This is a genomic window from Parapedobacter flavus (assembly GCF_035818675.1).
In the GTDB taxonomy this organism is placed as follows: Bacteria; Bacteroidota; Bacteroidia; order Sphingobacteriales; family Sphingobacteriaceae; genus Parapedobacter; species Parapedobacter flavus.
The window spans coordinates 1-20,612 of the sequence record NZ_JAYKZZ010000009.1; the positions used below are offsets into that span (position 1 = coordinate 1).

20 protein-coding genes and 1 tRNA gene are annotated in these 20,612 nt (G+C 37.2%); 6 read left to right on the forward strand and 15 right to left on the reverse strand.

Translation table 11 applies throughout. From position 1 onward, the window contains the following. Positions 1-11 precede the first annotated feature (11 nt). The 3 genes from U9S71_RS08085 to U9S71_RS08095 are packed head-to-tail and all read right to left on the reverse strand — an operon-like array spanning position 12 to position 6,456. Positions 12-1,190 carry a hypothetical protein gene (locus U9S71_RS08085; RefSeq protein WP_326326613.1) on the reverse strand — a complete coding sequence of 393 codons (1,179 nt, stop codon included), beginning with the start codon at positions 1,188-1,190 and terminating at the stop codon, positions 12-14. A gap of 26 nt (positions 1,191-1,216) precedes the next feature. Continuing rightward, the gene (locus U9S71_RS08090) at positions 1,217-1,837 is read right to left on the reverse strand and encodes a hypothetical protein (protein WP_326326615.1); all 621 of its coding nucleotides are present in this window, start codon (positions 1,835-1,837) and stop codon (positions 1,217-1,219) included. A gap of 50 nt (positions 1,838-1,887) precedes the next feature. Beyond that, complete coding sequence (locus tag U9S71_RS08095; RefSeq protein WP_326326616.1) at positions 1,888-6,456, reverse strand: ATP-binding protein; 4,569 nt, start codon at positions 6,454-6,456, stop codon at positions 1,888-1,890. A 302-nt stretch (positions 6,457-6,758) separates the two neighbouring features. Between U9S71_RS08095 and U9S71_RS08100 the strand changes: the two genes are divergently transcribed. Genes U9S71_RS08100 through U9S71_RS08110 form a run of 3 tightly spaced genes read left to right on the forward strand, consistent with a single transcriptional unit; the run spans position 6,759 to position 8,411 of the window. Further along, complete coding sequence (locus U9S71_RS08100; RefSeq protein ID WP_326326618.1) at positions 6,759-7,001, forward strand: recombinase family protein; 243 nt, start codon at positions 6,759-6,761, stop codon at positions 6,999-7,001. 31 nt (positions 7,002-7,032) lie between these two features. Further along, positions 7,033-8,226 carry a recombinase family protein gene (locus U9S71_RS08105; protein WP_326326620.1) on the forward strand — a complete coding sequence of 398 codons (1,194 nt, stop codon included), beginning with the start codon at positions 7,033-7,035 and terminating at the stop codon, positions 8,224-8,226. 2 nt (positions 8,227-8,228) lie between these two features. After that, complete coding sequence (locus U9S71_RS08110; RefSeq protein ID WP_326326621.1) at positions 8,229-8,411, forward strand: hypothetical protein; 183 nt, start codon at positions 8,229-8,231, stop codon at positions 8,409-8,411. A 171-nt stretch (positions 8,412-8,582) separates the two neighbouring features. Here U9S71_RS08110 and U9S71_RS08115 read toward each other — a convergent pair. Then, positions 8,583-8,655: transfer RNA gene (locus tag U9S71_RS08115), tRNA-Lys, on the reverse strand. Between the two features lie 356 nt (positions 8,656-9,011). On the opposite strand from U9S71_RS08115, the gene U9S71_RS08120 reads away from it, so the two are divergent. Further along, entirely contained in the window at positions 9,012-9,971 is a 960-nt protein-coding gene (locus tag U9S71_RS08120) for an aldo/keto reductase (protein WP_326326623.1), read from the forward strand. A gap of 102 nt (positions 9,972-10,073) precedes the next feature. On the opposite strand, the gene U9S71_RS08125 is transcribed toward U9S71_RS08120, so the two are convergent. Next, positions 10,074-10,577 (reverse strand): hypothetical protein, encoded by a 504-nt coding sequence (locus U9S71_RS08125; RefSeq protein ID WP_326326624.1) that lies wholly within the window; start codon positions 10,575-10,577, stop codon positions 10,074-10,076. 429 nt (positions 10,578-11,006) lie between these two features. Here U9S71_RS08125 and U9S71_RS08130 point away from each other — a divergent pair, with 429 nt between their 5' ends. Continuing rightward, positions 11,007-11,990 carry a hypothetical protein gene (locus tag U9S71_RS08130; RefSeq protein ID WP_326326626.1) on the forward strand — a complete coding sequence of 328 codons (984 nt, stop codon included), beginning with the start codon at positions 11,007-11,009 and terminating at the stop codon, positions 11,988-11,990. Between the two features lie 675 nt (positions 11,991-12,665). On the opposite strand, the gene U9S71_RS08135 is transcribed toward U9S71_RS08130, so the two are convergent. Further along, positions 12,666-12,848: a hypothetical protein gene (locus U9S71_RS08135; protein WP_326326627.1), complete on the reverse strand. Its 183-nt coding sequence runs from the start codon at positions 12,846-12,848 to the stop codon at positions 12,666-12,668. Positions 12,849-12,854: 6 nt separating this feature from the next. Here U9S71_RS08135 and U9S71_RS08140 point away from each other — a divergent pair, with 6 nt between their 5' ends. Continuing rightward, a complete protein-coding gene (locus U9S71_RS08140; RefSeq protein WP_326326628.1) occupies positions 12,855-13,208 on the forward strand; it encodes a hypothetical protein in 354 nt (117 codons plus the stop codon). Between the two features lie 299 nt (positions 13,209-13,507). Here the strand turns inward: U9S71_RS08140 and arr are convergent, their stop codons facing one another. From arr to U9S71_RS21020, 9 genes are all read right to left on the reverse strand, one after another. Further along, positions 13,508-13,915, reverse strand: a complete 408-nt coding sequence (gene arr / locus U9S71_RS21015; protein ID WP_436410311.1) for an NAD(+)--rifampin ADP-ribosyltransferase — start codon at positions 13,913-13,915, stop codon at positions 13,508-13,510. Between the two features lie 433 nt (positions 13,916-14,348). Next, positions 14,349-14,744 (reverse strand): VOC family protein, encoded by a 396-nt coding sequence (locus tag U9S71_RS08150; RefSeq protein ID WP_326326631.1) that lies wholly within the window; start codon positions 14,742-14,744, stop codon positions 14,349-14,351. A gap of 40 nt (positions 14,745-14,784) precedes the next feature. Further along, entirely contained in the window at positions 14,785-15,213 is a 429-nt protein-coding gene (locus U9S71_RS08155) for an SRPBCC family protein (protein ID WP_326326632.1), read from the reverse strand. Continuing rightward, a complete protein-coding gene (locus U9S71_RS08160) occupies positions 15,203-15,529 on the reverse strand; it encodes an ArsR/SmtB family transcription factor (protein WP_326326634.1) in 327 nt (108 codons plus the stop codon). The genes U9S71_RS08155 and U9S71_RS08160 overlap by 11 nt, the downstream gene beginning before the upstream one ends. A gap of 290 nt (positions 15,530-15,819) precedes the next feature. Continuing rightward, the gene (locus U9S71_RS08165) at positions 15,820-16,299 is read right to left on the reverse strand and encodes a GNAT family N-acetyltransferase (protein WP_326326635.1); all 480 of its coding nucleotides are present in this window, start codon (positions 16,297-16,299) and stop codon (positions 15,820-15,822) included. Continuing rightward, a complete protein-coding gene (locus tag U9S71_RS08170) occupies positions 16,296-16,655 on the reverse strand; it encodes a DUF4180 domain-containing protein (protein ID WP_326326637.1) in 360 nt (119 codons plus the stop codon). Before U9S71_RS08170 ends, U9S71_RS08165 begins: the two co-directional genes overlap by 4 nt. Positions 16,656-17,047: 392 nt before the next feature. Further along, complete coding sequence (locus U9S71_RS08175; RefSeq protein ID WP_166143261.1) at positions 17,048-17,842, reverse strand: cation diffusion facilitator family transporter; 795 nt, start codon at positions 17,840-17,842, stop codon at positions 17,048-17,050. A gap of 4 nt (positions 17,843-17,846) precedes the next feature. Continuing rightward, a complete protein-coding gene (locus U9S71_RS08180; RefSeq protein WP_326326639.1) occupies positions 17,847-20,078 on the reverse strand; it encodes a TonB-dependent receptor in 2,232 nt (743 codons plus the stop codon). A gap of 23 nt (positions 20,079-20,101) precedes the next feature. After that, positions 20,102-20,437 (reverse strand): DUF6660 family protein, encoded by a 336-nt coding sequence (locus U9S71_RS21020; protein WP_236976703.1) that lies wholly within the window; start codon positions 20,435-20,437, stop codon positions 20,102-20,104. Positions 20,438-20,612 lie beyond the last annotated feature (175 nt).

The following is a 20,612-nucleotide window of genomic DNA, read 5'->3' on the forward strand; positions in this document are numbered from 1 at the left end:
AAAAATCTAACTTAAACTGCTGTCCTGTTTTCGGGGGGAATTATAAAATCCTTTATTTTTTTTGTGTGCTCTTCGCTTAAGTGAGAGAAGTCATTATCGATTATTTTTTCAACGACATCATCCAAATTTTCTTTTTTAATTTCTATGTATTTTATCTTAGCGATTTTGTTCCTTTCAAGTTCCTCTGGATTTGAGTCTATTGTTATTAAAGAGAGTTTATTATTTGGCTTACTAATATATTTTAAAAGTTTTCTGTGATCTTCCAAACTGCAGTTATCAAGGATAATAATCCTATTTTCATCCTTTTCTTGCAGACTGTTGAGATATTGTGATAGATCTAATGTTGATTTTTCTTGGAAATCGTAATAGAGAATCCTACTTGACAATAGTAAACTATTCGGATCACTATCTATAGGTCTAAAGGTTTCTAATAAAATTCTGCTTTTACCAAGTCCTGACAATCCAATTATTCGAATCGAGGTATAACTATTGCTGACCGTATTTTGAATATCATTTATAAAATCACTAATAAATTGATTATTTTGAAACTGTTGAGAACAATCAAAGTCATCATTCCAGTCGTTCCAAGTCTTAAATGGTCTAAATTTACTTTTGAGGGTTTGCAAATGAAATCTTGAGGTCGTTTCTATAGCATCAGCCAATTGCTTAATTAGTTTTTTCTCTACCTTTAGCTTATCATCTTTATTGTCTTCACTATAGTTGTATGATAAAGGGAATCGTAAATGTCTTATATCAAATGGTAATAGATTTTCATAATCTTTTAAAGACCCAAAGTACTCATTTACAATACTAATTATTTTCTCTTCACCCAATACCTGATAGGCATTCCCGTATTCAAGCAATACATTTGGGTTTGGTGTAGGCTGAATTAGTGTCTTATATTCGTCTCGTTTTTCTGCTGGAATAAAATCAGGAATTTCACCATTAATATTTGTTAGATCAGCGATGAAAATATCAGATCGAGGAATTCTATCATCCATGATTTTTGAGGCTAATTGTACTGATCCTGATTCACCTGATATTCCTTCTAACAATTCGAATTTGATTCCCTTGAAGTCAGGAACTGTTTCTAAAAAGGGTAATATCTGTTTTAGACATTCTAAAATAAAAAATCTGTTATACTTGCCTTTAGTTCTAGCTTGCCAAGAAAAAAAGATGGTTATTTTCATGTATAATATAGGTTAATTGATGACGTTTATTTATCTTTCTGATCTTTTAAAGTAACTCTTTTCCAACCCTGTTTCACAGAAGAGGATTTTCTGTAATATCTTATCGGAATTTCAAATGGTTGCCTCAGTTTGTATAAAATTGTTTTAATTTCTTCATGTTTAATGTAGTTTTTTTCTCGATTGAAGAGAAGATGATAAAAGGATGCCCAAAATATAGCGGAATCATTCATATTAATAGCCTCAGGTGCGCCCATAATTGAATAACAATCTGTATTTTTAAAGACTAAATTAGCGAAACTATCTGTGGTCAAGGAACACGCCGATAAAAAAAGCCGTCTTTTATCTAATACATTCTCAAGTATCATTGATAGCTCAGATACACCAATAAATTCGTTCAGAGTCGTCTGTAAACCTTCTTCCGAAGCATGACATGAAAGATGTAGGTATCTAAAGTTGGATTCTTTAAATTTTTGTATAAAGTACTCAAATTCTTGCTTTGTTCGAAAGTAGTAATATTCACAATCTACGGAAGACATTTGCAAAATTTTGTAAATGATCTCACCTTCGTAGTTTCCTTTTTCTTCGTCTTCAAAATCAAGGCTTTCGAGAATGAAGACTTTTGCTATAGTTTTTTCCTTTTCTGACATATTTACTCAATGTATAATATATGATAAAAAATAGTTAATACCGAATATAGTTAAATGAGGCTTTCCAGTATATTATCAGCTCTCCTCCTTAGCCGGTAATCCATTAATATTTGATCGAACAGCAAAAGAAGTTTTTTTCTTTTAGTTTTACTATCCTCATCAATACCATGCAAGCAGTCATAAGCTCCTACCACAAATTTTATGGCAGTTTCGTCACTACGATGATATGCTCGGGGATTTTTTTCACTTAGAGTGTGTCTATAAAGTGCTAAGTCAAATACATCAATTGCAACATAAACAGAGATCCCACATTGATAAATTAAATATTCTATAAAATATTCCGACAATTTAAATTTAGGTGATGATATATACTGCATTAAAAATTCTTGAATATCAGTTATCTTGACATGTTCGACATTTATAAAATTTAATGTCATGTCCTCTTCATCATCTTCGCTGATTTGCTTAATTATCAGATTCAGCAATCTATCATTTTTCTCTTTACTATTTGGCACATCATAGTAATGTTTCAAAATTTCTCTGATAGCTCTAGACGATATCTTTTTATTAAAATGCAAATGCTTTAACAATAAATATTCAGCACCAATTTGATCATGCAGATAGGAGCCATAAAGAATTAAAAAAAGGTTGTAACTATCATCCTGACCCAAAAGCTCAGACTCTATTAGCTTCTCATAAGCGTCGGACAATACTTCAAAGCCATTAACATTTCTCATATATTGTAGTGACCAGATGGATGAGGCGATAACATAAATGTTATTTTCTGATGCTATGCTCTTTGCGAATATAGCGTAAGCCCTCTCTTTGTCTAAATGAGTTAAATAGGCAAATTGCCAATACCCAACCGCTCGAAGTTCGTTTGGTGCAGAATTGAGAATTTTTTCTAAAGTATTAAAAATAAGATCTTCATAGGCTTTATCCCTAAAAGTTAATAATGTTCGTACTGCAGAACCGCAGGCTGTATTGATTCCAGCCATAACCAGTCCATTTATCGATGTTGTTTTTTCTTTTTCTTCATAATTTGAGAATATCGTTCTTTTATGATTTTCAAAGTCTAAAGATTGATCAATGAGAAAATTTACTAAATACTCTTCATTATCACTATCACCTACAAGATTGGAAGCAATATCAATGCAGGTCGATATGTCTGAACCGTTGCAATCACTCAATATAGTTTTGAACAGCGGTATAGTCTTTTCTTTAAGATCTTCTCTCTTTTCTGTCCAGCCCCACAAACCATAGATAGCATACTTCCTATTTATTGAAGAGTCATCTAATATACTTTCAATTAGTTCAAGTTTTTGGTTGGAGGGATTTTCCTGAATAGCTTTACGAAATGTCGATGCCAATTCATCCAATCCTCCTTTCAAAAAATCTTCTCCTCTTCTCGATTGATTATCGTTATATTTTTTGAAAGCCTTTAACCATTGTTCATTCGACATATATTGATGAGCCTGAGAATTGATAGGACTATGTACAACTCCTGCCATAACAGATCTACTCCTTCGTTTTTCCTTTCGATCTGCAAATCTTCTCTTTAGTTCTTGTAAACTACGATTGAGTTCTTTATCAATGGATATTACTTCTGTCGGCAGGCGTAATAACCAATAGTATTTGGCCAAGCCCCAATGTGAATAAAAATGCTTCTTTCTCGGTTCTCCATATTCATGAATACCCATTTCATATTTGTTTTCATATCGTTTTATTTGTGATATCACATAATCCTTTTGATTTGGTTTGAAGTATTTAAATGTACGTTCAATGAGATTACGCAACTCAAACTCTAAATCACTATCTTGACTTATCAATCCGGATTCGAATAGCTTCTGAAAAATGATAAAAACGCTGTCATAATGTTGCTCCTCATTATCATTAAGACTAAAAAGTAACAAGCGCAATATTGCCTGATATCTTGAATTTTTAGATCTCTCAAAAAATGGGACAAAATGTTTAGGATATCTGTTTGCAGTTCGCTTTAGGCAGACTGCCAGTAATTGATAGATAAACTCTGAGCCGAATATCGTCTCACTGTCGTTCAAATCCACGTTGTTGTACTTCCAGTCTCTTATAATACCTTCCTCATATTCAATCTCTCTTTTTAGATCTATTTCTATACAATCATAGAAAATAGGAAATAGTTTATGTGGACACGTTTTTGCCAGAGTTTTTAGCACTTCTTTTTCCTCATAGTCTCTATCAGATTTTGATTTTTCAAAGTGCAGAGGTAGTAGTTTTGAAAGTATTTCGATGACATAATCTTCATTACTCTTTGCAATGCTGTCCAATACATGGTAGAACTCAAATGGATTAGTGGTTTCAAAGTCTTTACACCTTTCAAAAAGTTCATAAGATATTGGATTGCTCCACTTTTCAACTGAAAATAACAGGTCTTGAACAATCTTGTCATCTTGTAAAGATTTCAAGAACAGCCAAGCTACAGGGGCGTTTTGCGTAACGATATGGTTTCTCAAAAAGAAGAAAGCCACATTTTTCCTGTATGCTATTAAATCCTCAGAGAGATCAACGTCTCCGATTGTTTCGCTTTTCAATACGTTCAGCAATCCCTCTTTTTCGGCCAAATCGAACCAAACTGTAGACATGGCTAACTCGAAGAACATAAGCTGTAAATGAATCGATTTATGAATCACCCCTTTAACCAAATCTATTTCTGTTTTCGAGGGGTTATTTTGAGAAATCAATAACGAAAACAGTACATGTTTAATATGGAATAGTGTTTCTTGATCTTCAAAAATCAGTCTTATTGTATCTTCATATTGTTTTTCATCATAGTCTCGGAGATACGAAATTATCATTTTTAAAGCGGGACGTATGTGGATTGATTGCTCGGATTGCTTTATGTATCCTAAGATATCTTTAGTGTTCTCTACAAACTGCTTGGCAAAAACAAAGTCATAAAAAGATTGGTGAAAAAATTGCAACTGTTTATCTTCCCTCTTTAGCAATCTCTCACTCACAAGGTATTTTATCTCACTAATATCGTCTTCAAATTTCAGAGAGGAAACTGTTATTCTTTGCGTATTGAACATTTGATTCGCAATGTTGTATAATACAGTTTTTAAATTGGTTCGTTGTACGGGAACACTGTCAGGGAGATTTACGATCTTGTTGTTCCAAAGCTCTAAATACAAACTCTGAATGGATGTTGCTTGTAAATTTACTCCCCCACCTACAACGACACGGATGAAAATGTTTAGATGATTAGGCACCTTAAGGAGTTCAAACAACTTGGGAGATATGGTTTCCTTTTTGATGTTGATTTTTGATATAACGGATAACACTTCACTTTCACTTAGAGGTTTTAACTCGAAAGTGGGCATGTTTTTATATATACGGAGGGATGGGTCATAATATAGCTCATAAGGTCTTATGGATACAATTATTCTTACAGAGTTATCTTTAGTGAACTGATCAATAAAACTTCGAAATACATTTAAATAGTTCCGGTCTGATGCCATAGATTGAGAAAGAGCATCTATTTGATCAATCAGAACAACTATTTTCTTGTAGTATTTTTTACATGTTTCAATAAATTCATTTACAGGAATCGGAAACCCCAAACTTTTTTGTAAGCCATCCAGAGTATAAGTATATAGTTTGTCTGCCTTTAAGCCCAAGACTGGTATCCCATTCACATTACATTTATCATATAAATCTTTTAAAACGACCGTTTTGCCATAGCCTGCTTGTCCTACCAATAGACATACGCTTTGGAATTCTTTATTCTGGCTTTGTTTTTCAGAAACAATCCAATTATATAAGTCATCCGTTTCCTTTCGTGGAAGATGGGAATCTTTTATATCATCGAAATTGTTTTTTTCAGAATTTAAGCTTACCGATCCCGATTTTAATTTTTTACTTATTTCTTCTTGGCTTAAATCATATCCTAATTTTGCGATCAATTCATCGATCTTAACGTTGTCAGTGACGGTTCTAATCTCAAAGAATAATGGAACGAGGTGAGTAAGGACTGGGGTGCTGAGATCCCTGTCCAAATCCTGAGGTGTGATTTTTTTTACTTTAATTTCGGCAAGGATATGTTTAACTTCATCGTAATCTATGCTCAATGCTAATGATTGTAATGTAGGGATATTTAGGCTTTTAGAAATCCAATCTGATAGCTTGGGATCTTCTGGCGCTAATTTGTTAAAGTCGTCTATAAATTCTATACAATCCGCGGTAAATCCTTTAGAGACAGAAATATAATAAGTAAAATCCGATTGATCATGTAATAAAGTTTTTTCCAATAGACTAAATAATACAAATTTGGTAATTTCTATACCTAAATCATTTTTGCTATAATTTTTTTCGTATTTCTTACACTGGATCAATCCATAGGACTTACCGTCTCGTATTAACACACAATCCCTCCCCTGATCTCTGACGCCCGTCATCAAATTAATATCATCAAAGTCATCAAACGTATCATTTTCTATTTTTGCTTTGTATATACTATAAAGCAACTCTTCAAATCGCCGAGAATCGGCAATATCATTATAGGGAAAAGATTTATTGGCTAATGCAGGGGGACGAGGCAATGTTCCCTTATCTATTGTTGGTTTCTCATACACAATATTCATACTATAGTACTTCTTTTAAATAGCTTATATATTTATTCACTAATAATTTGATCGTACAGCGTTTCATTAGTTTTTGAGAGCTATTTCCATGCTTAAAAAACTTAATGAATATCTGTTAAAGGTTTTGTTAAATATAAGTATAATACCCATATAGTGAGGTAGCCTGCTGTTTATGAAATTACATTAACGTGTTGTCAATTCTCATTAGACAAGTTATACAATATGAGGCAAGTCGGCTCTGCTATTTACAGAATCAAGACAGATCAGATCTATATGAAATACTACAAACAAATATACATTCAATGAAAACAGCTTATTTATATGTACGTGTAAGTACGGACGAGCAAAAAAGAAAAGGATACTCCTTACCGGAACAGGAGGAACGGTTATTAAAATATTGTAGGTACAACAATATTGAAGTCAAAGGCATTTACCGTGAAGACTTCTCTGCTAAGAATTTCAACCGACCCGAATGGAAAAAACTATTTTTAGAAGTCAAAAGTAAACCAAAGATGGACAAGAATACTGTTCATCAAGTGGGATAGATTCAGCCGAAATGTTGAGTATGCCTATGAAATGATAGGTATGCTCCGAAAACATAAGACAACAGCAATGGCAATAGACCAACCCATAGACTTTTCAGTGCCGGAAAGTACGGTCATGCTTGCCGTTTATCTATCCGTACCGGAAGCGGAAAACAGTAGACGGGCAATGAACACGGCAAACGGTATCCGTCGGGCAAAACAGATGGGTAGATATCCGAGCAAAGCTCCTTTGGGCTTTATCAATCTGACAACAGCGGACGGCAAGAAAATCATTACTCCAAAGCAACCCGAGGCAGGTATCATAAGGTGGGTCTTTCTCCAACTCGCCAAGAATATCCATAGGATTGAGGAAGTCCGAAAGATGGCTGATGGCAAAGGATTGAAATGTTCCCGTTCATACTTTTTCCGACTTATCCGCAACCCTGCATACTGCGGTCTTATCCCAATCAAATCCGAATCAGAAGAACAATACATGGTAAGGGGGATCCATGAGCCGTTGATTTCCGAAATCCTGTTTTATGAGGTACAGAAGATAATCAATGCAAAGAGAAAGATAACTTCCCAAAGGGACGATTTAAAAGCAATATTTTATCTAAGAGGAATATTAGTGTGTCCGTTCTGTAATAGAAAACTCGGTGGAAGCTTCTCCCGAGGCTCAACAAAAAGATATCCATATTACCATTGCCAAAAAAGATGCAAGACAAGAATCAACGCACTATTTCTGAATGAGTGTTATGAACGTAAGCTTAGACAACTGGTACTTTCAAATGGAGCGATGGATTTATTCAAGAGTATCTTAGAGGATTGGAATACAGGCACACAAAAGGCCATGTATTTACAGCATCGAAATCTGGTCGTTAGAAAACTGATTGAACAGGAATCAACCCTTTCCCAAGCCCGAAAGCTATTTGTGGCCGATGTACTAAAATCCGATGATTACAGTGCAGTAAAAAGAGAATGTCATGTCAATGCCAAATGTCTGAAAAGGGAACTGAACGATATCAATGTTAAATTAGAGCGTATCGATAAACAAAGCCTGTTGGGTAGCCGTTCTTTTGTCCGTATTCTTAAAACGTTTCCAAGCTTGGACACAGCAGACAAAAAACATCTTGTCAGTCTTATTACTCCGCTTAATGTTGATTTTCAAACAGGAGATATGTCATTGGAACTATTTGGGGGATTATCAAAAATATTATCGACAAAACGACAATCAAAAAAGCAATGAATATGAATTTTATCGATAAAAAGGTTTCTGTTAGACGGGCAATTACGATATTAGCAAAGAATGGTATTGAAGTCGACGATGATGAAGCAAATGTTATTGTGGACTTCCTTTATCTCATGGCAAAAAATCACACAAAAGAGAAGGTGGAAAAGATGTCGAAACCCAAAGGAGAAATCGAACTTTAGAAAAAACAGGGTAGTGATGTCCTAAAGCAAGTTTTTTAGAGAGTATCACACATCGGCACAAAGATTTTAGTCATGAAAATCGAACTATAATTGACCAGATTATAACAGTTTGGGTCACAGATTTTTATTGGCATAAAAAAAGGAGACAACCATTACTTGGTGTCTCCTTAAGGACCCCGCAGAGGATCGAACTCTGGACCCACTGATTAAGAGTCTGTTGCTCTACCAGCTGAGCTACGGAGTCAAAACGTCGTTTCTGACTTACAGAAGCAATATATGAACAAATTTTGGAATCGCAAAATTTTCTTCCGTTACTTATTTGTAACGGTTTTTTTGACAAATTATAGCCGTTAACATTCAATAGTGTATCATTGTTTCACACCTTCTAAGGTTGTGGCAAACCTCTATTCCTGCTGGTCCTTCTTTTTTTGCCTTACGAACTATAACTTTGATTATGATTTTTCCTAATTTCAAAAGGGCCATAGGATGTGTCAGTTCGGAACAATTCTTTCAATTAATTTCACGGGCGAACATCTATTATCGACAAGATCTTTTCATAACGAAGGCAAATCTTAGAACCCAATTTGTTAATTTCGGACAATGCTTGAACAAAACAGAATAGGTCTTGGTATGGCTTCCATTGGTAGGCCACGATATATCAATATAAAACAGGATGAATCCAACAAGTCTTTTTCTTTGGAGAATTTTAAAGAAAAAGGAAAAGCAGCCATTGAAAACGCCTATAAAAATGGGATAAGGCATTTTGATACATCGCCGGGTTATGGCATAGCCGAATCATTACTCATCGATTGGCTAAAAGAAAAAAATGATCCTGCGATAACCGTATCTACTAAATGGGGATATACCTATGTTGCCGACTTCGACCCCAACGCAACGGAACACGAGGTAAAAGAACATTCTATAGATAAGCTAATCGAACAGTGGACGGTTTCCCTAAAATTATTGCCTTATTTGAAAATCTATCAAATTCATTCAGCGACATTGGAAAGTGGAGTATTGGAAAATTCCGAAGTTTTAAGCCGACTACATTCGATCAAAAAATCACATAAAATCCATATTGGTTTATCAACCACGGGAGATAATCAGGTAGAAGTTTTACAAAATGCAATGGATATATTCATTGACGGAGAACAACTCTTCCAATCATTTCAATGTACGTTCAACATTTTAGAGCAAAGCATTAAAAAAATTAAAAATAAGCTTGATCATTTAGAAGGCCGATTGATAATTAAAGAAGCAATGGCAAACGGAAGATTAATCCCTAATAGACAATATCCTGGGTATAACGTCCTTTATACTTTTATGAATACTTTAGCCGCAAAATATCATGTAGGTATTGATGCCGTTGCGATGCAATATTGTATGGAAAGTTTCCCCAGGGCATTGGTCTTAAGCGGGACCAACGATAATAATCATCTGATGTCAAATTTAAAAGCCAATCAATTTACGCTATCATCGTCTGAAATGAAACAATTAAGCGCTTTCGGCATAGAAAGTTCAGACTATTGGAAAGAAAGAAAGCGATTACAATGGAATTAAAAAAGGTGGCTTCTTATTTTTGATGCGTCACCTTCTATTTATTTAATCGCTATTATTAAACCAAAAACTTACCTGCTTTTCATTTCCAAAGTTGTCCGAAACCTATATATAGTATATATCGAATGATTGCGATACCGTCGAGGCTGAAGTATAATACAATCTGAATTGCTCCATAAGCACCCGCACCCGCAGATAGTCTGAACTTGTCCAGATCGGTATCCCAAAGGACTTTGGTACGTCCCTGCAAGAGTTTTCTATGTACACGGGGATGCGGCCGATAAAAGCGAAGCCGGGATGGTATGCCTTAGTTTTTTTGTAACTGAACCGGGCATCCTGTTTCTCATTTTCAATGACCACATTATCGTAATCCAGGGTATAGCATTGCCCATCGGATGCGTTAAGCTGATTGCATCTGAGGGCAAGGCTGACCAGCAGCCCGTTGAGCCGGTTGTCATGGTTCAACTGATGTACAACCTCCGATTCCACGGTTATTTCCTGATTGGGCCGTTTCAATTGCTGACACACATATTCCACCGTATCGGGTGAAGGGATGGGGGAGTAATGCTGCCCTACCAATTTTGCCTTAACTATTTCCAGATCTGCCAAGCATGTACTCTGTGCCAGGCTCTTGGCAAAAAGGGCCAGGACAATATCGGCGTGCGTGTATTTGGCAAATGGACTCCTCGACCTCAGTTATTTATCAAGAAAATCCGGCAAACCGGATTGTGTAATCGCATGGTAAATGAAATTTATTCGCCAATGGCGTGATTTCTTGAGTACTATTGGTAACTTGCATATATTAGTGGGCCGAGTCACTAGTATTACCATCCTGGTGCAACAAAACAAGGATTTAACTAATTGTATTTCAAGTTATTAATCCCTATTTTTTTATATAGACTTCGACTTTTAGGTTTTTTACAAAAAGGGGTAACAATCCTTTTCATCTCTTGATATACCTACAAAACCGCGGATAATCCCGCGAAGGCGGTTTCCGAAAAGCCTTTGAAGAGTAGGAATGAATTAAATCAAATTGAGATGAAAAAGTTTAACATGACCCTGATTATTGGCGCAATGCTGACGGTGTTAGCATCATGCCATAAAGAAGATGTAGCAAGCCCAGACTTCATTTTAGCCCCTGCATCTGCAGTTAAATTTCAAGAATTAAGAGATCAAGCACTTCAGGATCTTACCCAAACAACCACATTTAAAGCAGAAGAAGGTGTTGTATTCACCTCAGAGAAAGGTGCCGTTGTGACCATTAACCCTGGTTGCTTGCGAGATGAGGAGGATAATGTGATTACTGGAGATGTGACCTTATCGTTTGTTGAAATTTACGACAGAGGAAATATGGTGGCAGCGAACAAACCAGTCATGGGTAAGGATATGGATAACGACGGAAAGCCAGCTCCTTTAGTTACCGGCGGACAGTATAACCTGAAAGTCATGCAAGGAGATAAAATACTGAAATCCAGTTGTTACTTTTCTGTAACCCTGCCTGCAGACCATACTGGAGGCGTAGATGATGAAATGATCCTCTGGAAAGGCCAGATTAATGAAGACGGAAACCTGGTTTGGGAAGAAGCCAGAAAAGATAATGAGGCCAATGTAAACCCGAACGAACATCACACCCGTTATGATATCTGGGAAGATACATTTGGGTGGACTAATGTAGACCGTTTTTACAGCGACGACCGGGATAAAACACAAATCAAAGTGGTGGTTCCTGAAGGATATGATAACGAAAATTCAGGTGTGTTTCTTGCCTATGAAGGCGAACCGAATGTGCTTGCACAACTGGACATGTACAACACAGCAGAAGGGTATTTTTCCGAGCACTATGGTTTTATACCCATCGGTTTAAACGTACATGTGATATTCGTTTCCGAGAGCAAGGGTGAGGTGGTGTATGCCATCAAAAAGGTGACGATTGAAGCTGGTAAGACCATTGCCATCAACAGCGATGCGCTGGATACCACGACAAAGGATGATCTGGTTGAGAAGATTAATATGCTGAATTAACATCAAGTATTAACCATGCATTGAGCAGCATCGTGTCGGGAACACGGTGCTGCTTTTTTTGGGTAGAGTTCCTTAATCGCCGGCGCCGGATCTATGAGACCTCCTGGAATGCCTTTTTAAATACGCAGGTTGCTGCGCATAAACCAGTCGGTATTGGTCGCATTCTTTGTAAGCTTCCCATTTAATCGAACTATTTAACTCAGAAATTTCCGGTTTGTTTATATTATGCATCCCTGGGCAGGCAAGCGTATACTGATTAAATACGAAGAAGATATTTATCGATCGAATTTCACTCTGCCCCCTGAAGTAGTTTATTCCCTTAAAAGTGCGTTAAAATGCACTATTTAAATCCATCCTAATTCCAACTTTTGTCAGAGCTCAATCCCCCTGACAGCAAGCATTCGGACAGATAGTCGAGTCCATACTTGAATACCGACACGGCTCTCCTTCCGTGCTTTTTCACCTTTCTCGGTCTGATCTGCGTGTCGATGTGGTCTCCTATATTGTAGCACCACACGATTGACTCCTGATCGCTCAGCCTGATGTCTCCATCCGGGTTGCTCCTTCACGCTTATACCTGCCGCATATACATTCATCCCTTCCGGATAAGTATTGGATTTTAGAGATACACGCCTCCTTGTCCGGTATGGATGCCTTATATGCGATTCCTGTTCGTCAGGCCAGCGCCTTGCCTTCGGCTTCCTTCAGATTCCACCTCGCGATGGACACCCTTGCCGTTCGGCTAACAGTTTCCCTTACCGGGCCTGTAGATGACTTCCACCTCCAAGAGTCTGTGCCCTGCCGGGCGCACATTAAAAAAGCAACCAACCGGATGCTTTTGAAAATCGGTCGTATCATTACCAGGTGATCATAACCAATGATGGAAACAGCTCTGAAAAGGAGGTGATCGAATTCTATAACCAGCGTGGTGATACGGAGAAATCCAATTGCTATCTGCTGAATGACTTCAACCTCAGTCGCCTGCCCTTCATGAACATGGATGCCAACACCACGTATATGTATTTGATGGCTATGTGCACCACTTTATTCGAATGGATAAACCAGGTGCTAGTTACCAATAAAACCCCGGGTATCTCGTCGACGATGCGGGTCAAAGCCATCTGTTTCCATTACATCACGGTTAGTGTCCGCTGGGTGACCCATGCACGGGAGACCGCCATAAAAGGTCTTTTCCAAACAACAATACCGCTTCCGTAGGGGAATCGAACCTACTTTCTATCAATCTATTTATCAGTATTTTACAAACTTCCCTTTTTCCAACTCACCGAATCACTCACTGGTTTGACATACGTTTTAGCTGCAATTGCTATAATGCTAAGATACAAAATTTCTGTGATGTAGGAATGAAATATTAACGGTTTTGTATATGAAAAGTAGCGGATTTTATGCCTTAACTTTTCGGTTTATAACTGACCTTTAATTTGTTTATTTTCTTTCGATTAAGCGATTAAACCGCTATTTTTTATATACGTTGTTGTGGGCAGTTTTTTATTTTTTCAATTAATAATTTTTCCTTTGTTCTTCGACAATTTTTTATGCCATTCTTCAATTTGTTCTGGTGTTTGCTTAATCCAATCAGTTACTTCTCCAATAATTTTTAATGGTTCACGAGAACGATAAGAGCGTGTCAGATTGCCTGGGAATTTCTTGTCGGTAACATTTGGGTCATTTTCAAAATTTCCAGTTGGTTCTACCATATACACACGTTCACGCCCCTTTCCTTTTGCCAATGTTGCTGCAAGTCCTGCTCCATTAATCAAAGCGGTAAAATATATATGATTCATTTTTAATTCAGATTGGTAATTAGAGTTTCCGCCTGCTGTCAGTAAATCTCCTACTTTTAAATCTGCTTTCGTTCCGTGATAGAAAGGTCCTTTGTCAGACAGATTGCCCTTAAAAGAAATAGCTAAATCATAATTTTTTTTTACATTGTCTGTGTCGTTTAATTCTTCATAACACTCGGCAATTTTTGAGTATAGTGAAGGGAAGGCACTTTTAACAGAGTCGTCATTTATTTTTAAACCATACTGCAAAGCTGTTTCGAGCCAACTTAATTTGTCCGACACTTTAATTTGGTGTCGAGCTACATAATGAGCTGCTAGAAATTTTTCGAAATCGTTTGTCGCTTCGTTCCAAGCTTGAAAAAATAATTTACTAGCTTCATCAGGTTTGCTAATTTCTTCCATTGCCATACCTTGAATACAACGTTTAACTATATTGTTGTTAGAATTGAATTCCATCTATTTTAACTATTGGTTTGAATTTGCTTATTGTCTTACCCATTTAGTAAATTAATAATTCTGCTAAATGGTCTAGTGCCGATATTTTGGTCATTACTTACATATTGTCCATAAGTAATACGTTGAATTTATGGCCATCAGGGTCAGCAAATGCAAAACCATAGTAGCCAGATTCATCCCTTCGTAGTTTCTCAAAAATCTCTCCACCAGCTTTTCTTACTTTAGCTTCAAATTCCTGTACTTCTTCTTTTTTATCTGCGGAAAGTGTAAAAATAATTTCATCGGTTTTCGAGCCTGATGGGAAAAATTTATCTATTCCTGTACCTTTTTCAAAAAAGTGAATCACAAATTGATTATCCGCAAAAAAGAAACTGGCAAGTTCTGGATTATTCTGTAACGACCCGTTTGGGGTAAAACCTAATTGTGTATAGAATTGAGCTGTTCGTTTGGCATCTTTTACACTAAAATTTGCCCAAATTAATTTTGATTTCATACTATTGATTTTTATAACGATTTAAAGTATTACTGTCTATTTATTTTTCTAAAAATTCTTTAAGCGAAACATTAATAATTTGATTCCAACCGTTTTCAAAATTATGAATGGCCAATTCAGGAATATCGGCAGGAAAGCTATCAATACCTGAATGTGTCAATTTCAGTTTCGTGCCATTATGCTCCTCAAATAGCTCGAACGTTACATAGGACATCCCGCTACAACCTTCGTACTTCCAAGAGTAAGCAAGTTTCTTTTCTGGAACAACTTCCGTTATCTCGCACAAATGTTTCCATTGCTTACCACCTTCTTCGCCACCCCAAAACTCAAACTTAAACCCAACAACAGTCTTGAATTCTTTCAAATCGAAATACCATTGTTTCACTAGTTCTTTTTCAGTTAAGGCTTTCCATACCAATGCTATATTGGCGTCAAAAACACGTTCTACTACTACGTTTTTACTGCTCATTTTTATTGTTTTTAAGTTTTGATAATAAATTGTCAAGTTTGTCAAATCGGTTTTCCCAAATCTTTCTGAACTGTTCCAGCCATTTATCGATTTCTTTCATTTTTTCGATTTCAAGGGAGTAATAGATTTCTCTGCCTTCTTGTTTTTGCGTTACTAATTCACATTCGGTTAAAATGCGAAGGTGTTTGGAAACCGCTTGTCTGGTGGTGTCAAAATTCTCGGCAATGGCGTTAGGTGTCATCGCCTGCAATGCTATGAGTGCAATAATCGCCCGTCTTGTCGGGTCTGCGATTGCCTGAAAAATGTCTCTTCTCATATTGTTGTTATTTAACTTAGGAAACTAATTAGTTGCAAATTTATGCGCAACTTTTCGGTTTCGCAAATTTTATCAATTTTTTTTCTGGAAGCTAAAATTTAAGTCGGAAGAATTGGTGTTAGTCCGCTGGTTGTTGTTCTTAAATTGCCCACAACGGCCGGCAGGTTTGCGTTCGGGCGGGATTAGAAGCACAAACGTTCAACCTTGCACCAAAGTTAATAAAAAGCACTGATGTTCAATTTACCACGTCCGCCCGCCTGACGCAAACCTGATGTTATGTGTTCGGGCATTTAGTCAAGCGTTTTCGTCATTTTATAGTTAGTCAGATTTACTCCTTTTCTGTTTACAATTTGTTCTGTCAAAACTTTGAAGTTATTCTTTTCAAAAAACGGTCTTGCGGTTTTGCTAACGTCAGAAGTCAAAACGGTTTGTTTTAGTCGTCTTGCTTCGGTTTCAATGCCGTCAAGTAGTCGCTGTGCAATTCCTTGTCGTTGGTGGTCTTTGTGAACATATAAAAAGTCAAAGTAATTTCCGTTGTCAAGTGTCGCAAAGCCAACGATTTTGTCTGCGTGTTGAGCAACTAAAACAAATTGCTTTGTCAAAATTTCGTCCCAACGTTGTTTGTTTTCAACGCTCGAAATCCACACTTCAATTTGTTGTTTGTCGTAGTCAGCGGTGCAAATTGTCGTTATTGTGTCCACAAATAATTTTTGCAGTTCAGTCAAGTCGTTTGTCTGCCCTTGTCTAAGTATGAAATGTTGTTTATTCAATTTGTCAATGCTTTTATTGCTTCCGATTGAGAACCGACAAAGTTGATTTGTTTTCCTTTATTGCTTTCAAAAATGAAATCGTTTAAACTCTTACTCTTAAATTTTGAAAAATCTCCAACAATTATCAATGGCATTTGATATTGTGTGAATTTTTGAAGTATATCTCCTGCAATTTTAGTTTTTAGGTCAAAAAAGTCGGGGGTAATGTTCTTTTCGTAAATAATGATTTTATCAAACCCTTGATAATATAGATTACCCAATAAATCTAATCCGTCTTCGGTAGTTCGTAGAATAATTTCGTCCGTAATAATTTCGGCAACTTTTATGTCGTTGATTTTGTAAGTTTCAATTTTCATATACTATGGCTCTGTCGTTTTGCGGGGTGTCCTTGCCTGACACATAACGGCTCTGTGTATGAGCAGTAGCGGATTTCAAGGCAGTTACCTGTCCGGCTACCACCAAAGTTAATTAAATGCACTGACCTTAAATTTAGCACTTCACGCGCTATTGCTTATACACTTTGTTGGGGCATCGTGCTTTTCATTCTTTTTGTTTTCTGTCCACAGTGTCAACCGGCTCAAAGTCTTATTCTTGTCTGTTCGTACTATTGTTTTGTCTTTCTTTTTAGTCGCGTGGGGCATTTTTGAAAATTTCTTTTCTCGGGTTGGGCAGGCACACTCTTTGGCTGGCTTTGGTCTGCGGGTCGGCTCTGAGTGGCCAGCCAATGTGTGTGACTGATGCGTTGGCACTATTTAGAAAGTTGCATTATCCTGTACGCTCCCCTTGCTACTACAAGAAATACGATAGTCCCGATTATTAAATCCGGATAGCTTGAGTTTAACCAGTTCACCAGAAGTCCGGCCGCAATTACGCCAGTATTAATTATGATGTCATTGGAAGTAAAAATCATACTTGCCTTCATGTGTGCTTCACTGCTCTTACCCTTTTGAAGTAGAAATAAGCAAATTACATTCGCAATCAATGCGAGTATTGAGACGATTATCATAGTTTGGAAGTCAGGCATTTTTTCTTCACCAACAAAACGTCTGATGACTTCTACAAAACCTATAATAGCAAGGGTTATTTGAAAATAGCCTGCAAACCTTGCAACCTTTTTCTTTCTTGAAACTATTTTACCTACTGCTAATAGTGATAGTCCATAAACGATACTGTCCGCAAGCATGTCTAAACTGTCCGCTACCAACCCCATTGAGTTTGCAACCAATCCTGTGGTTAGTTCGATGGCAAAAAAGGAAAAGTTAATGAGTAAAACTGCCCAGAGCAGTTTCTTTTCTTTTTTGTCAGAAGGTGTATTAGGAGCCAATTCCGCTTCTTCGGAAGAAACTTGCGTTGTATTCAGGTTTAGACTTTCCAAGGCAGCCAATATAGATTGATAAGTCCCGGTGTGGTAAACTTCTAACCTTCGATTTTCAAGGTCAAAATCAAGAGACTTTATCTGGTCGTCCCCTTCCAGTTTCATTCTTATCATCTGTTCTTCACTGGGGCAGTCCATTTTCTGAATTTTAAAAACTGTTTTCTTCATGCCGTTAAAGTTTGAGTTTAATTCCTCCGTTAATAAGAAAACCATCGAGTGGTGCATAGATGTCCCTGAAAACAGGATTGGTGACCGTGCCTGTATTAATTGTGTCAAAGCGGGTTTGTCTTGCGTCAAGGAAATTTTCAAAATTCAGGTAGATGGAAAAATTCTCCCAAAGCTTTTCAGCCATAAATCCGGCAATGACATATTGCTGTCCGGTAGTTCCATCGCTCAGCTTTTGAGGACTGTAATAATATGCTTCTAACCCTATTTTCCATTTTTCTTCAACTTCATAGAATAGCACTGAATTGATGCGGTGCTTTGGAGTTAAAGGAGCTTCATTCACTGTGCCACCTTGATGCAGCCTTGCATCGGTGAATGTATAACCCAAGAACAATTTAAAGTCGTCATATGCTATCTTCATATTCGTTTCGGTTCCTCTTGTATCTATGTAGCCTTGAGTATTGACAAATTGGTATAGGCCGCTTGTCTGTAGTTCAAGTAGCAATGGATTGTCCAGATAGGTATAGAAGAAAAGTTGGTTAATGCTGAAACTGACTTCTTCGCCAATAATGGTTTTGTAATTAATGTCAAAATTTCCCCCATAGCTACGTTCAAGTTCATTGTTATTGCTGCTAATGGGCAAGACATTTTGAAACTGTATGCGCTCACTTTCTTCCGTGAAAATGGTAGGTGCCTTATAGCCAAAACCTCCACCAATACGCGAAGATAACTTTGGTGAAATTTTAAATAAAGCAGAAATTCGGGGAAGCAAGACAACACCATAATCAAAAACATAATCAGTTCTCAATCCTGTCTCAAGGTTTAGCCATTCAGTGGCTTTCCATGAGGTTTGTGCGAAAGCTCCAAGGGTGTTCAAGTTGTAATCGCGGGTTTGAAAGGTGTCCAGTTGATTTTCATCAAAATGGTCAGTCCAAAGATTTAATCCTGTAACCCATTCAAACTTTTCATTGCCACAGGCGTAACTTGCTTCTGAAAATGTGGCTAACTGTGTTCCTTCAAAATTATAATCAGGGACTGATATACTTCGATTAAAATAACTTACGCTGTTTTTAAAATTGAACAATCCGTTACCTGTCCTATGGTCTAAGCTTAATTGAGTGGAATAGCGTTGCGTATTATTTTCCTCAAAATAGCTGTGAATGTTGTCTCCCTCACCTTCAATGAATTGAAGATCTCCTCCCAACCGGTCTTCCACTGTTGCATTCACTCCAAAGTTCAATTTTGTTTTTTCGCTGAAATAAAGGAACAGCTTTGGGTTCAATACATAACGCTCGTATTGTGGAATGGCAGATAAGCCTATTCCCGCAGGGTCATAAGCCCAACTTCTGTTGTGTGAAGCAAAAATGGTAGTGCCTACCTTCTCGAAACGCTTGGAATAAAATCCGTTCAGGTCAAACCCTTTCCCAGAGTTTACATCCAGGTGAAAAAGTAAATCTCTTTCCTCAGAAGGTGTTTTGGAAATCAGGTTTATTAAGCCCGCAATTGCTCCACCTCCATAAAGTGTTGATGCCGAACCCTTGATAACTTCCACCTGCTTGAGGTCGAGTGGTGGAGTTTGTAAAAGACCCAGCCCACTTGCTGCACCTGAAAAAAGCGGAAAACCGTCTTTTAGAATTTGAGTATAGCGCCCATCCAGCCCCTGAATACGAATAGAAGCATTGCCGGATGTTGCAGAAGTTACCTGAGTTTGAATGCCCGTACTTTCGCTTAAGAGCATTCGAATATCTCCGGCTTTCATATTGGCTTTTTCTCCTAATTCCTCTAAGCCAATGAATTCCATTCGGGTAGGAATTTCCTGAATAGTTCGGGTGCTTCTTGTAGAAGAAATAACAACTTCCTCTAATTCACCGGCTTTGGGGTTCAACTCAATTTGAAAAGGTTCGGTGTGTGTCAGAGGAAAACTAAAGGTGTCTGATTTGGTTTCATAACCAATGTAGCTAAAGACAATAATTTGCTTGCCATCAGGAATATTTTCAATTGACAATAAACCTTCCAGATTAGCAGTGCTGCCTTTGGTTGTTCCCTTTAAAACCGCAGTTGCCCCAATCAGTGGTTGCTGAGTTTCGCTGTCTGTTATAATTGCTTCGAAAGTGTTCTGAGCGAATACAGAACTTATATTAAATGCCGCCAATAGCAGCAAAATGCTTTTTGTTGTCATTGTTTTAAGATTGATAATGTTAAAAAATAGCTTGGCGGTGCGTAGCACCGCTTTCAGCATTTATGCCGAATACACTTTAAACATTATCCAATCTTAGGCGGCTGCCAGATGGAACCGGAATATTGAAGGGAATGGAAATTCTTGTAGAAGGTCAGTTGTATTTCATGATTTTCGAATGGCTCCGAAAATAAAATAGCAACTGGAACTGTACATCCGAGGCATGTTGTGCAGGACATGAAAGGATTACAAAGGTCATCACAGCCGTCTTCATCATTCTCCGTTGGTTGCTGGTTCTCTGCATCTGAATTGTGAATGGATGCGATACAGATGTCTTCGTTACCCAAATCAACCATATCCATTATTGGCTGCACATTGAGTGCAATGATGTAGATTGAAAGTATGATTGAGAGAATTTTCACGGTTGCAAATTTAACCAAAGTTGATTAATTTTTCAAGATTGAGCGTTGGTAAAATTTGGCTCTTCCCGCTTTTTGTCGTATTGGCTATGTGTGTTGGGAAAGCGGGATGTGCCAAATGCGCGTTGACAGAAATTTTCAAAAATGCGAAGCGGGGGCTTTTTCTTTTTTCTTCTTT

Excerpts from the sequence above, each read along its gene's own strand:
- U9S71_RS08085 (WP_326326613.1), bottom strand. The coding sequence starts at position 1,190 with ATGAAAATAACCATCTTTTTTTCTTGGCAAGCTAGAACTAAAGGCAAG.
- U9S71_RS08090 (WP_326326615.1), bottom strand. The coding sequence starts at position 1,837 with ATGTCAGAAAAGGAAAAAACTATAGCAAAAGTCTTCATTCTCGAAAGC.
- U9S71_RS08095 (WP_326326616.1), bottom strand. The coding sequence starts at position 6,456 with ATGAATATTGTGTATGAGAAACCAACAATAGATAAGGGAACATTGCCT.
- U9S71_RS08100 (WP_326326618.1), top strand. The coding sequence starts at position 6,759 with ATGAAAACAGCTTATTTATATGTACGTGTAAGTACGGACGAGCAAAAA.
- U9S71_RS08105 (WP_326326620.1), top strand. The coding sequence starts at position 7,033 with ATGATAGGTATGCTCCGAAAACATAAGACAACAGCAATGGCAATAGAC.
- U9S71_RS08110 (WP_326326621.1), top strand. The coding sequence starts at position 8,229 with ATGAATTTTATCGATAAAAAGGTTTCTGTTAGACGGGCAATTACGATA.
- U9S71_RS08120 (WP_326326623.1), top strand. The coding sequence starts at position 9,012 with ATGCTTGAACAAAACAGAATAGGTCTTGGTATGGCTTCCATTGGTAGG.
- U9S71_RS08130 (WP_326326626.1), top strand. The coding sequence starts at position 11,007 with ATGAAAAAGTTTAACATGACCCTGATTATTGGCGCAATGCTGACGGTG.
- U9S71_RS08135 (WP_326326627.1), bottom strand. The coding sequence starts at position 12,848 with ATGATACGACCGATTTTCAAAAGCATCCGGTTGGTTGCTTTTTTAATG.
- U9S71_RS08150 (WP_326326631.1), bottom strand. The coding sequence starts at position 14,744 with ATGAAATCAAAATTAATTTGGGCAAATTTTAGTGTAAAAGATGCCAAA.
- U9S71_RS08155 (WP_326326632.1), bottom strand. The coding sequence starts at position 15,213 with ATGAGCAGTAAAAACGTAGTAGTAGAACGTGTTTTTGACGCCAATATA.
- U9S71_RS08160 (WP_326326634.1), bottom strand. The coding sequence starts at position 15,529 with ATGAGAAGAGACATTTTTCAGGCAATCGCAGACCCGACAAGACGGGCG.
- U9S71_RS08170 (WP_326326637.1), bottom strand. The coding sequence starts at position 16,655 with ATGAAAATTGAAACTTACAAAATCAACGACATAAAAGTTGCCGAAATT.
- U9S71_RS08175 (WP_166143261.1), bottom strand. The coding sequence starts at position 17,842 with ATGAAGAAAACAGTTTTTAAAATTCAGAAAATGGACTGCCCCAGTGAA.
- U9S71_RS08180 (WP_326326639.1), bottom strand. The coding sequence starts at position 20,078 with ATGCTGAAAGCGGTGCTACGCACCGCCAAGCTATTTTTTAACATTATC.